At 67.1% G+C, this 12,209-nt stretch carries 11 protein-coding genes and 1 other RNA gene; 8 read left to right on the top strand and 4 right to left on the bottom strand.

Annotated elements, in window-relative coordinates; genetic code table 11:
- Positions 1–136 precede the first annotated feature (136 nt).
- Positions 137–212, top strand: a non-coding RNA gene (locus XcyCFBP4188_RS15290) — sX9 sRNA.
- 63 nt (positions 213–275) lie between these two features.
- Here XcyCFBP4188_RS15290 and XcyCFBP4188_RS15285 read toward each other — a convergent pair.
- The 4 genes from XcyCFBP4188_RS15285 to XcyCFBP4188_RS15270 form a co-directional block, all read right to left on the bottom strand.
- The gene (locus tag XcyCFBP4188_RS15285; protein WP_006451832.1) at positions 276–554 is read right to left on the bottom strand and encodes an oxidative damage protection protein; all 279 of its coding nucleotides are present in this window, start codon (positions 552–554) and stop codon (positions 276–278) included.
- Positions 555–607: 53 nt separating this feature from the next.
- Positions 608–1,681, bottom strand: a complete 1,074-nt coding sequence (gene mutY, locus XcyCFBP4188_RS15280) for an A/G-specific adenine glycosylase (RefSeq protein ID WP_006451833.1) — start codon at positions 1,679–1,681, stop codon at positions 608–610.
- 56 nt (positions 1,682–1,737) lie between these two features.
- Positions 1,738–3,411, bottom strand: a complete 1,674-nt coding sequence (gene ftsY, locus XcyCFBP4188_RS15275) for a signal recognition particle-docking protein FtsY (RefSeq protein ID WP_043909969.1) — start codon at positions 3,409–3,411, stop codon at positions 1,738–1,740.
- Positions 3,412–3,615: 204 nt separating this feature from the next.
- Positions 3,616–4,332, bottom strand: a complete 717-nt coding sequence (locus tag XcyCFBP4188_RS15270) for an AraC family transcriptional regulator (protein ID WP_006451835.1) — start codon at positions 4,330–4,332, stop codon at positions 3,616–3,618.
- 160 nt (positions 4,333–4,492) lie between these two features.
- Between XcyCFBP4188_RS15270 and XcyCFBP4188_RS15265 the strand changes: the two genes are divergently transcribed.
- The 7 genes from XcyCFBP4188_RS15265 (at position 4,493) to XcyCFBP4188_RS15235 (ending at position 12,145) form a co-directional block, all read left to right on the top strand.
- Complete coding sequence (locus XcyCFBP4188_RS15265) at positions 4,493–5,431, top strand: proline racemase family protein (RefSeq protein ID WP_006451837.1); 939 nt, start codon at positions 4,493–4,495, stop codon at positions 5,429–5,431.
- Entirely contained in the window at positions 5,431–6,693 is a 1,263-nt protein-coding gene (locus tag XcyCFBP4188_RS15260; protein ID WP_043909971.1) for an NAD(P)/FAD-dependent oxidoreductase, read from the top strand. Before XcyCFBP4188_RS15265 ends, XcyCFBP4188_RS15260 begins: the two co-directional genes overlap by 1 nt.
- Positions 6,690–6,935: a 2Fe-2S iron-sulfur cluster-binding protein gene (locus XcyCFBP4188_RS15255; protein ID WP_006451839.1), complete on the top strand. Its 246-nt coding sequence runs from the start codon at positions 6,690–6,692 to the stop codon at positions 6,933–6,935. Before XcyCFBP4188_RS15260 ends, XcyCFBP4188_RS15255 begins: the two co-directional genes overlap by 4 nt.
- Positions 6,928–8,241, top strand: coding sequence for an NAD(P)/FAD-dependent oxidoreductase (locus XcyCFBP4188_RS15250; protein WP_006451840.1), 1,314 nt, complete (start codon positions 6,928–6,930; stop codon positions 8,239–8,241). Before XcyCFBP4188_RS15255 ends, XcyCFBP4188_RS15250 begins: the two co-directional genes overlap by 8 nt.
- The gene (locus XcyCFBP4188_RS15245) at positions 8,238–9,146 is read left to right on the top strand and encodes a dihydrodipicolinate synthase family protein (protein WP_006451841.1); all 909 of its coding nucleotides are present in this window, start codon (positions 8,238–8,240) and stop codon (positions 9,144–9,146) included. Before XcyCFBP4188_RS15250 ends, XcyCFBP4188_RS15245 begins: the two co-directional genes overlap by 4 nt.
- A gap of 186 nt (positions 9,147–9,332) precedes the next feature.
- On the top strand, positions 9,333–10,949 hold the full coding sequence (locus XcyCFBP4188_RS15240; protein WP_006451842.1) for an aldehyde dehydrogenase family protein: 1,617 nt from the start codon (positions 9,333–9,335) through the stop codon (positions 10,947–10,949).
- Entirely contained in the window at positions 10,946–12,145 is a 1,200-nt protein-coding gene (locus XcyCFBP4188_RS15235) for a M24 family metallopeptidase (RefSeq protein WP_006451843.1), read from the top strand. Before XcyCFBP4188_RS15240 ends, XcyCFBP4188_RS15235 begins: the two co-directional genes overlap by 4 nt.
- Positions 12,146–12,209 lie beyond the last annotated feature (64 nt).

Here is a 12,209-nt window from a genome sequence, read left to right as displayed (position 1 = left end):
ACGACCCAAATCATCCGCTCAGCAACGGACCGGCATGAAGTCGTTTTTAGCAGTTCTAAATCAGTGCTGCATTTAGAGCGACTAACAAAACTACTGCGCGGCCGCCAGGCGTGCGCGGATGGTGCTCGGAATCCTCATGTACCACGCTTACACTCCGGCCCCTGCGCGCCGTCCACGCCCACCTGACGACCGCTCGCTACATTTTGTTAGCCGCTTTTAGTCGGCAGGCTGCGCGCCCGCCTGGCGGTGAGCACAATGGCGCCCGATGGACGCGCTTACTCTTCGCTCATCGGCGCGACATAGCCATCCGGCTTGTCGGCATTGCGCTCGAACAGGAACTTCTGCAATTCGGCTTCGAGAAACGCGCGGTGCTTGGGGTCGCGTGGCGAGAGCCGGTTTTCGTTGATCAGCATGGTCTGATGCGCCAACCATGCCTGCCATGCGGTCTTGCCGATGTGTGCGAACACACGCTGGCCGAGTTCGCCGGGATACGGCACAAAATCCAGGCCGTCGGTGTCGCATTGCTGGTACTGGCAGAACACGGTGCGTGACATGCAAATTCCCTTGGATACGCGCTCAACGTGCGCGCTTGGAGTGTGAGTGCGCCTTACAGAGCGTCGAGCAGTTTGCGGATCGGCGCCGGCAGGCCCAGCGCTGCGAGATCGGCGCGGGCCACCCAGCGCAGATCGTCATTGTCGCGCACCGCTGTACGCAGCGCGACCTTGCGGATGCGCAACGGCTGCAGATGCAGGCGGTAATGGCTGAAGGTGTGCACGATCAGCGGCATCTCATCGGCGCGCTCGTAATCACCTTGGATATGGTTGGCGAACCATGCGCGCATGCCGCTGTCGGTCTCGGCCTGTGGCAGCGTCCATAACGAGGCCCAGATACCGGTTGGCGGGCGGCGCTGCAGCAGGATCTGGTTGTCTGCGTTTTCCAGCAGCAGCGCGGTGGCTTCGCGCTCGGGTAATTGTTTGCCGGGCTTGGGCGTGGGCAGTGCTTCCACCAGGCCATCGCGACGCGCCACGCAATCGTCCTGCAACGGACACAGCACGCACGCCGGTTTCGCGCGTGTGCACAGCGTGGCGCCGAAATCCATTTGCGCCTGTGTGTAGTCGGCCAGGCGGCCGGCCGGCACATGCGCGACATGCGCTGTGGCCAGTTGCCATAACTGCTTTTCGATCACCGGCAGGCCGGGATAGCCGGCAATGCCATGGAAGCGCGTCATCACGCGTTTGACGTTGCCGTCCATGATGGCAAAGCGGTCGCTCCACGCCTGGCTGAGGATGGCGCCCGCCGTGCTGCGGCCGATGCCGGGCAGCGCGAGCAGCGCATCGAAATCACGTGGCAAATCGCCGTCATGCAAGGCGACGCATTGCTTGGCGGCTGCATGCAGATTGCGTGCGCGTGCGTAGTAGCCCAGCCCGGCCCAATGCGCCATTACAGTGTCGTTGTCGGCTGCGGCCAGGTCGGCCAGGGTCGGAAAGCTGGCGACGAACTTGTGGAAATACGGAATGACCACCGCGACCTGGGTCTGCTGCAGCATGATTTCCGACAGCCACACCCGATACGGCGCGCGCGGATGTTGCCAGGGCAGATCGTGACGACCGTGGCCGTCGAACCAGTGCAGCAGGCGGTGGACGAAAGCGTCAGCGGTGGGCGTGGCGTGGTCGGCTGGCATGGGCTCTGCTGGCGATGACTTCATAACGGCGGCAGACGCGTGCAGGCGTCTGCCGATCAGCTGCCCAATGCTTCCGGCAGCAACGCATCGACGAAGGCGACCGGGTCGAACACGCGTAGATCTTCCGGGCGCTCGCCGATGCCGGCGAAGCGGATCGGAATATTGAACTCGCGCGCCAGTGCGAACACCACGCCGCCCTTGGCGGTGCCGTCGAGCTTGGTGACCACCAGGCCGGTGACGCCGACGGCGGCATGGAACTGGCGCAGCTGCGAAATGGCGTTCTGGCCGGTGGTGCCGTCGATGACCATCAGCACTTCGTGCGGTGCGGCGGCGTCGATCTTGCCGAGCACACGGCGGATCTTGCCGAGCTCGTTCATCAGCCCGGTCTGGGTGTGCAGGCGGCCGGCGGTGTCGGCGATCAGCACTTCGGTGCCGCGCGCCTTGGCCGCCTGCAGCGCGTCGAACGCCACCGAGGCGGCATCGGCGTTTTGCCCCTGCGCGATCACGGCCACGCCGTTGCGGTCGCCCCAGGCCTGCAATTGCGCCACCGCAGCGGCGCGGAAGGTGTCGCCGGCGGCCAGCATCAAGCTGTTGCCTTCGTCCTTGAAGCGCTTGGCGAGCTTGCCGATGGTGGTGGTCTTGCCAACGCCGTTGACGCCCACGGTGAGGATCACGAACGGCTTGACCGAGCGATCAATGACCAATGGTTTGGAGACCGGCTGCAGCAGCGCGATGAGATCGGCGCGCAGCGCCTTGAACATCGCCTGCGCATCGACGAACTCGCGCGACTTCATGCGCTTGCGCAGGCCTTCGACCAATGCGGTGGTCGCGCCGATACCGACGTCGGCGGTGATCAGTGCGGTTTCGATCTCGTCGAGCAGATCGTCGTCGAGCTTGGGGTTGCGCGAGAACAAACCGCCGAAGCTGCGCGCGAAGGTGCTGTTGCGCAGACGATCGCGCCAGCCCTGCTTGCCGGCCGGGGCTGCGGGTAGCGCATCGCGCTGGCCAGCGATGCTGTCGTTGTCCTGGGTCATCGGTAGCGAGGTGCTGACGACGACCGGTGGGGTGACGACGGGCGTGGCGACGGCGGGGGTTACGGTAACGGGCGAAGCTGCAGACGCCTGTGCGGCAGCAGGTGGTGCAACGACAGCGGGTGTTGCAGCTGGCGGGGCGGCAGGTGTGGCAGTCGTCGATGGTGCGGCAGGTGCAAGCGCAGGGGTAGCAGTCTGCGACGGCGCTGCAGGCGTTGCAGGCTGCGCGGGCACGGCAGCAGGCAGCACTGGCGCGGTGTGCGGCTGCGCGACAACCGGCGCCACCACCACTGGAGTGGGGGCTGCAGGCGTGACAGGCGGTTTGGGATCAGGCAGTGCCTGCAATGCCGAAGGCGCGGGCGTTGCCGGCGGGGCAGGCGCGGTGGGCACTGCCGCGATGCTCTGCGCCTGACCGGTACGCGCGGCGATATCTTGCGCAAGCTGCTCGGCCGGAGCGGCAGCGGGCGTGGGAGTCGCCGGCTCGGCCTGTGCGGGAGCAGGTGTGGCAACCGGTACAGCAACCGGCACCGCTGCTGGCGTGCCGCTCGGCGCAGCAGCTGGCATGGCCTCAACCGGCGAAACCGGGGTGGCGGCAGAAGGTGCGGTCGGAAATGCGGCTGCCAGTTCTTCCAGGCTGTAGCGCGAGGTACGCGCGCTGTCGGGCGTGGTTGGCTTGTTGCGGCGAAAGAAGCTGGCCATTGGCAACGCAGTTGGGGAAACCCGAAATTCTACCATCCGGGCCCTGGCTCGCCTTGACGCGACCTTCAGCGCCGCCTCATCCGGGGCAGCACCCGGCGCGCTGCATGGTCGCCGCCGGGACCGTGCAAACCGCATCGCAACGGCAACCCGAATCCTGCCGAATTCGGCATTTGTGCCAGCCGTATGTCAGCACCGAGTTTTCGTTTACAACTGACCCTTGAGTGCGCGGTAATCGCGCGGCGTCATGCCGACCGTGGCCTTGAATTGGCGTGCGAACGCGCTCTGGTCGGCAAAGCCGCAACGTTGCCCGATGCTGGCGATGCTGTCGTCGCCGTACAGCAGCCGCATCGCCGATTCGATGCGCAGCTTGGTCAGCAGTTGCTGCGGCGTCACCTGGAATACGCGGCGGAAATGCCGCTCCAGCTGCGCCACCGACAAGCCGGCCAGGTCGGCCAGACTCTGCACGCGCAGGTTGTCGCCGAAGTTGGCCTGCATGTGCTCCATCACCTGGCTCAAGCGTTCGTAGGCCGAGTGGCGGCTGTCGGGCTGGCCCAGATCGCGCGAAATACCCACGATGCCGATCACTTCGTCGGCTTCACACAGCGGGCGCTTGAAGGTCAGGCACCAGCCGGGCAGGCGATTGGGGTACAGATGCACCTCCAGTTGATTGTCGATGAGCTCGCCGCACAGCACGCGGCGGTCCTGCATCATGTAGCTTCCGCCCAGCGGCAGCGGGAACACTTCCAGCGGCGAGCGGCCGATGATTTCGCTGCGCAGCTTGCGTCCCAGCCGGCGCACGAGCGTAAGGTTGCAGTGGGTGTAGCGGCCCTGCCCATCCTTGATGAAGAACACCACGTCCGGCAGTGCGTCGAACAGCGTCTGCATTTCCAGCGCGGGAAGGTTGAGGTCCATCGGCGTCATGGTGGCGGTCACGATTGACGGCTGCACGAAAGGCGCGGCCCAGCAATGATCCTAGCGCAAACGCGGGGCTGTGAACCGGGTTGTCGATTGTGCAGATTTCCGCACTTGCAACTCGCATTGGACGCTAGTCGTCTGCCAGTCCGCAGTGGGAGCATGAGCCATGCACACCATCGACGTCATCGACTCCCATACGGCCGGCGAACCTACCCGCGTGGTCCTCTCCGGCTTCCCCGATCTGGGCGATGGCGATCTGGCGCAGTGTCGCGAGCGCTTTCGCCGCGATTTCGATCAGTGGCGCAGCGCGATCGCCTGCGAACCACGCGGCTCGGACACCATGGTCGGCGCCTTGTTGCTGCCGCCACGCGACCCCAGCGCCTGCACCGGGGTGATCTTCTTCAACAACGTCGGCTACCTGGGCATGTGCGGACACGGCACCATCGGAGTGGTGCGCACGCTGGCCGCGCTGGGGCGCATCGCGCCGGGCCAGCACCGCATCGAAACCCCGGTCGGCACGGTCGGCGTGGAGCTGGCCGAAGACGGCACGGTGTCGGTCGACAATGTCGAGAGTTATCGCTTTGCGACCGGCGTGGAGGTGGACGTGCCCGGTCACGGCCGCGTGCGCGGCGATGTGGCCTGGGGCGGCAACTGGTTTTTCATCACCGAGCAGGCGCCGTGTGTGCTGGATCTGGCGCATCAGCGCGAACTGACCGCTTATACCGAAGCGATCCGGCTGGCCTTGGAAGTGGCCGGCATCACCGGTGAGGCCGGTGGCGAGATCGACCATATCGAAGTCAATGGCCCCGCGCCCGATGGCAGCGGCCTGGCGCGTAATTTCGTGCTGTGCCCGGGGCTGGCCTACGACCGCTCGCCATGCGGCACCGGCACCAGCGCCAAACTGGCCTGCCTGGCCGCCGACGGCAAGCTGGGCGAGGGCGGGCATTGGGTGCAGCAAGGCATTCTGGGCAGCACGTTCGAAGGCAGTTATCGGTTGAGTGGGCGTGGCATTGCGCCCCGCATCAGCGGCCATGCCTACATCACCGCGCGCTCGCAGTTGTCGATCGACCCGGCCGATCCTTTCGCCTGGGGCATCGTGGCCTGATGCACCAGCTGCCGCGCGCGCAGGGAAGTGCCGGCGCAGCGCCTGCTGCGTCAGCCGCCGTGTCCGCGGCCGCGCAGGCTGGTGATGCGGCAGCTGCACACTCAGCTGCACGAACAGACACGCAGACATCGCCGACCGCTGCATCCACGCGACGCAGCTACGACCTGATTGTGATTGGCGCAGGCATTGTCGGCGCGGCCTGCGCCGAGGCGGCGGCTGGCGAAGGGCTGCGCGTGGCGATCGTCGAGCCGGGGCCGATCGGCGGCGGCTCCACCGCTGCGGCGATGGGGCACCTGGTGGCGATGGATGATGACCCGGCCGAGTTGGCGTTGTCGGCGTACTCGCTGCGGCTGTGGGAGCGGTTTGCGCAACTGAGCGAGGCCGAATTCAGCCGCTGCGGCACGCTGTGGGTGGCGCGCGATGCACGCGAGCTGGCGGCGGTGCCGGCCAAGATTGCGCGCTTGGCGGCGGCCGATCTGCATGCCGAAGCCATCGACGCGACGCAGTTGTATGCATTGGAGCCGCAACTGGTGCCGGGCCTGGCCGGGGGCATGCGCGTGCCCGGTGAGGCCGTGGTGTACCCGCCGCGGGTGGCGCGGCATCTGGTGAGCCTGGCCTGCAAGGCGGGCGCGCAGCTGTTTGCCGGCCGCAAGGTGGAGCAGTTGCTGGCGCATGGGGTGCGTCTGGACGATGGCCAGCTGTTGGCCGGCCCGGTGCTGGTGGCCAGCGGTGTGGCCTTGCCGCAGTTGCTGCCCGAGCTGGCACTGCGCCCACGCAAGGGCCATCTGGTCATCACCGATCGGCATCCGGGGGTGATCCGGCATCAGTTGCTGGAGTTGGGCTACGCGGATTCGGCGCATGGCGCCGACGACACCAGCGTGGCGTTCAATGTACAGCCGCGACCGACCGGGCAGATCCTGATCGGCTCTTCGCGCCAGTTCGGCGAGCACGATCGCGCGCTGTCGATGCCGGTGCTGCAGCAGATGCTGCAACGTGCGTTCGCCTATCTGCCGGTGTTGCGCGAGTTGCAGGCGATCCGGGTGTGGACCGGGTTGCGCCCGGCCACACCGGACGGGCGGCCGTATCTGGGGGCGGTGCCCGGCCGGCGCGATGTGTGGGTGGCCGCCGGTCACGAGGGGCTGGGTGTCACCACGGCGCTGGGGAGCGCACGGGTGATCGTGGACAGCCTGCTCGGGCGTACGCCGGTCATCGACCCGGCGCCTTATGCACCGGCGCGCGCCGTGCACGGTGCAGCCGCATGAGCGCGACGGTGCGGCTGCACGTGGATGCGCAAGCGGTCGAAGTGCCGGCCGGCGCCAGTGTTGCCGCAGCGGTGGCGCTGGCAACGCTGCAGTTTCGGCAATCGTGCAGTGGCCAGCCGCGCGCGCCGTTGTGCGGCATGGGTGTGTGTTTCGAATGCAGGGTTCGCATCGACGGCATCGGCCAGCAACGCGCCTGCCTGGTGGATGCGCGCGACGGCATGCAGGTACGCACCGATGGCTGAGCGCGTGCAGCATTTCGATGTGTTGGTGATCGGCGCCGGCCCGGCCGGCCTGGCGGCGGCGCAGGCGGCGGCCAGTCATGGCGTGCGCGTGGGCGTTGTCGACATGCAGCCGCGTGCCGGTGGTCAGGTCTGGCGCAGCGATGTGCGGTACGGCGCGCCGACCGATGCGCGCGCGCTGCTGCAACAGGTGCAGGGCGATGCATCGATCACGCTGCTGACGCGCACGCAGATTCTGTTGGCGCAGCCGGGTTGGCTGTTGGCCGATGGCCCGGACGGCACGCTGCAACTGCATTACGCAGCCCTGGTGCTGGCCACCGGCGCGCGCGAATTGCTGCTGCCATTCCCGGGCTGGACCTTGCCCGGCGTGACCGGTGCCGGCGCGGCGCAGGCGCTGGCCAAACAGGGCTGGCCGCTGGCCGGCAAGCGCGTGGTCGTCGCCGGCAGCGGCCCTTTGCTGCTGGCCAGTGCGGCCACCTTGCAACGGCATGGCGCACAGGTGCTTGGCATCCACGAACAAACTTCTGCAGCTGCGTTGCGGCAGTTCGCATTGCAGTTGTGGCGCTGGCCGGGCAAGGCGGCGCAGGCGGTGTCGTTGCGCTTGCAGTTGCGCGCGGTGGCGTATCGCGCCGGCAGCTTTGTCGTATCCGCACACGGCGACACGCAACTGCGCGAAATCGAGATCGAAGGACCTGCCGGTCGTACGCGTATCGCCTGCGATCAACTGGCCGTTGGCTATGGACTGGTGCCCAATACCGAACTTGCGCAGTTGCTGGGGTGTCAGCTGGAAGCCTGCGGCGCGCATCAGCAAGTACGCGTGGATGCGTTGCTGCGCACCAGCGTCACCCAGGTCTTTGCTGCGGGCGAAGCCTGCGGCATCGGCGGGCGCGATTGCGCGCTGATCGAAGGCGCGATGGCCGGGCATATGGCCGCCGATGCACCTGATGCCGCGCTGCGCTTGCAGCCACGTCGGCGTGCCGCGCGTGCGTTCGCGGAAGCATTGCAACAGCAGTTCGCACTCAATCCACGCATCCGCACGCTGGCGCAGCCCGACACGCTGGTGTGCCGCTGCGAAGACGTGCCGCTGGGCGCGTTGGACAACTTCAACGATGCACGCGATGCCAAGCTCGCTTCGCGCTGCGGCATGGGCGCCTGCCAGGGCCGCATCTGCGGCACCGCGCTGGCCGAACTGGGGCGTTGCCCGCCCGCGCTTTCCACCGACGCCGGCCGCCGGCCGCCGTTGTTCCCGGTCCGCCTCGCGGCGCTGGCCGACCCGTTCACTTCCGACTCGCAAGGGAATCATCCATGAGTATTGCTGCGTTCTGGCACGGCGTGCTGCCGGCCATCACCACCCCGTTCACCGCCTCCGGTGAAATCGATCACGACTTCCTGGCCAAGCACGCCAATCAGCTGGTGGACGCCGGTTGCACCGCGATCGTGCCGCTGGGTTCTCTGGGCGAAGCGGCCACCTTGAGCGTGGACGACAAGCTGGCTGTGCTCAAGACGCTGATCACCGCGTTGAACGGCCGCGTGCCGGTGGTGCCGGGCATCGCCAGCCTGGTGACCGGTGAAGCGGTGGCGCTGGCGAAAGCGGCCAAGGAACTCGGTTGCGGCGGGTTGATGGTGTTGCCGCCATACGTGTATTCCACCGATTGGCGCGAGATGGGCGCGCATGTGCGCGCGGTGATCGCCGCGACCGATCTGCCGGTGATCCTGTACAACAACCCGGTGGCCTACAAGACCGATTTCGGCCCGGCGCAGATCGCCGAGCTGGCGGCCGAATTCCCCAACCTGCAGGCAGTGAAGGAATCCTCGGGCGATGTGCGCCGCTTCGCCGCGCTGCAGGAACTGCTGGGCGATCGTCTGGCGCTGCTGGTGGGCATGGACGATGCCATCGTCGAAGGCCTGAGCATGGGCGCCAAGGGCTGGATCGCCGGCCTGGTCAACGCCTACCCGAAGGAATCGGTGCGCCTGTTCGAACTTGCGCGTGACGGTGGCTACCCGGCGGCGAAGGAACTCTACGACTGGTTCCTGCCGCTGCTGCGCCTGGATACCGTGCCCAAGTTCGTGCAGTTGATCAAACTGGTGCAGGAAAAGGTCGGCCTGGGCAGCGAGCGCGTGCGCGCGCCGCGCCTGGTGGTCGACGGTGCCGAGCGCGAGGCCGCGCTCAAGGTCATCGACCACGCCATCGCCACTGCGCCCAAACTGTCCTGACGATGAGCTCGGGCTGCACGCCACCGGATGAGCGCCGCGCACGGATGCACGCGCGGACGCGGTGGCCGGCGTAGCGCGAGGTGGGTCGATGAGGATGTCGCATCAGCGCGGCATCCTCGTCGTTATTTGGTCGGCCGCTGCCGCACAGTGCGCAGGGTCTGTCCTCATGCAACCGAAGGTGCCGCAATGAACGAGACGCTCCAATCCCCGCCCATCCAGCAGGCCGAGGTATTGCTGGCCGGCCGGTGGCAACCCAGCCGCGCGGCGAGCGCCAGCTTCCGTGCCGCCGACCCGAGCACTGGCGAGGCGATCGGGCCACAGTTTCCGGTCAGCGGTGCGGAGGATGTCGAAACCGCGTTTGCGGCAGCGCAAGCAATTGCAGCGGAACTTGCAGCGGCACCGGTCGAAAAAATCGCCGCATTCCTGGACGCCTACGCCGACGCGCTGGATGCCGATGCCGACACCTTGGTGGCGCTTGCCCACGCAGAGACCGCATTGCCGGCGCCCACACGCTTGCGTGGCAACGAGCTGCCACGCACCAGCGGACAATTGCGCCAGGCCGCACAGGCGGTGCGCAGTTACAGCTGGACCCAACCCATCATCGATACCGCTGCCGATCTGCGTTCGCATCTGGCGCCGCTGGGCAAGCCGGTGTTGGTGTTTGGCCCGAACAATTTCCCGTTCGCCTTCAATGCGATTGCCGGCAGCGATTTCGCCTCGGCGATTGCCGCGCGCAACCCGGTGATCGCCAAGGCGCACCCGCTGCATCCGGCCACCAGCCAGCGCATGGCGCAGCTTGCGCATGCAGCGTTGGTCGCGGCGGGCCTGCCGGCTGCGGCAGTGCAGTTGCTGTATCACTTCGACAACGCGATAGGTGTGCGACTGGCCGGCGATGCGCGGCTGGGGGCGATCGGCTTCACCGGTAGCCGTGCCGGCGGGCTGGCGCTGAAGGCCGCCGCCGATGCGGCCGGCGTGCCGTTTTATGCGGAACTCTCCAGCGTCAACCCGGTGTTCCTGCTGCCGGGCGCACTGGCCGAACGCGGTGCCGCCTTGGCGCAGGAATTCTTTTCCTCCTGCACCTTGGGGAGCGGCCAGTTCTGCACCAATCCCGGTGTGGTGGTGGTGCCGCACGGCGAGGCAGGCGATGCGTTCGTTGCCGCGACCACGGCGCATTTCGACGCTGCCATGCCGATGGTGCTGTTTTCCAGCTCAGGCGTTGAAGGTGTGCAACGCGGTGTGGCGGCCTTGCGCGCTGCCGGCGCCGCGCTGCTGGCCGGGGGGCACACCGGCGAAGACGGGTATCGCTATGCGCCCACCCTGTTGAGTGTGGAGGCGCAGGCATTCATCGCAAACCCGCAGGCGCTGCAGACCGAGGCCTTCGGCCCGGTGAGCCTGCTGGTGCGTACGCGCGACGTTGCGCAGATGCAACAGGTCGCCGCCGCATTCGAAGGCAATCTCACAGGCACCTTGTATCGCGCGGTCGATGGCAGCGACGATGCGGCCTGGCAGGCCATCGCACCGGTGCTGCGGGCGCGGGTGGGGCGGTTGATCAATAGCAAGATGCCGACCGGCGTTGCAGTAAGCGCGGCGCAAAATCATGGCGGGCCGTTCCCCAGCACCGGGCATCCTGGGTTCACCGCGGTGGGCATGCCCGGTTCGATTCGCCGTTTCGCTGCCTTGCATAGCTACGACGCGGTGCCCGACGCGTTGCTGCCGGCCGAGTTGCGCCAGCGCAATCCGGGCGGTGTCGCACGTCTGGTGGATGGGCAGTGGAGTACTGCAGATCTCGGAGCGGGCACATGAGCAGCCAGATCGGCGGGGTGTCGTTGGAACAGGCACGCGCGCAACTGACGCCGTGGACGCAACGCGCCGCGCCGATCGCCGCCGACGAATACCAACAGCGCATCGAACGCGCACGCCGCCTGATGCGCGCGCATGGCGTGGATGCATTGCTGGTCGGTGCCGGCACTTCGCTGCGCTACTTCACCGGCGTGCCGTGGGGCGCAAGTGAGCGTCTGGTCGCGCTGCTGCTTACGCTGGATGGTGACCCGGTGTTGATCTGCCCCGCGTTCGAAGAAGGCTCGCTGGATGCGGTGCTGAAGATTCCAGTTGCCAAGTATCTGTGGGAAGAACACGAGGACCCGTACGCGCTGGTGGTGCAGGCCATGGACGAACGCCACGCGCATGCATTGGCACTGGATCCAGGGATTGCGTTTGCCGTGCACACCGGCCTGCGCGCGCACCTGGGCACGGCGATCCGTGATGCGGGATCCATCATCGATGGCTGCCGCATGTGCAAGTCGCCGGCCGAGCTGGCGCTGATGCAGCAGGCCTGCGACATGACCTTGCTGGTGCAGCGGCTGGCCGCCGGCATCGCGCAGGAAGGTATCGGGACCGATCAACTGGTGCGCTTCATCGACGAGGCGCATCGCGCGCTGGGCGCGGACAACGGCTCCACCTTCTGCATCGTGCAGTTCGGCCATGCCACCTCATTCCCGCACGGGATTCCCGGCGTGCAGCACCTGCGCGAAGGCGAGCTGGTGCTGATCGACACCGGCTGCACCGTGCAGGGCTATCACTCCGATATCACTCGCACCTGGAGTTACGGTACGCCCAATGCTGCGCAACAGCGCATCTGGGACCTGGAGCAGGCTGCGCAGGCGGCGGCATTTGCCGCGATACGCCCCGGTGTTGCGTGCGAAGCAGTGGACCAGGCGGCGCGCAAGGTACTGGAGGCGGCAGGGCTTGGCCCGGACTATCGCTTGCCCGGCCTGCCGCATCGCACCGGCCACGGCTGCGGGTTGGCGATTCATGAGGCGCCGTACCTGGTGCGCGGCAACGCGCAGCCGCTGCAGCCGGGCATGTGCGCCAGCAACGAGCCGATGATCGTGGTGCCCGGCGAGTTCGGCGTGCGCCTGGAAGACCATTTTTATGTCACCGATGCCGGCGCGCAGTGGTTTACGCCGCCATCGCTGGCGATCGACCAACCGTTTGCATAAGCCTTCACAGGCTCACGCATCCGTAGGAGCGCACCCGGGCGCGACGGGCATTCCCGATAAAAGC

Origin of the sequence: Xanthomonas hortorum pv. cynarae, assembly GCF_002939985.1 — a bacterium.
Lineage (GTDB): Bacteria > Pseudomonadota > Gammaproteobacteria > Xanthomonadales > Xanthomonadaceae > Xanthomonas > Xanthomonas hortorum_D.
This window is presented reverse-complemented; position numbering and strand designations above follow the sequence as displayed.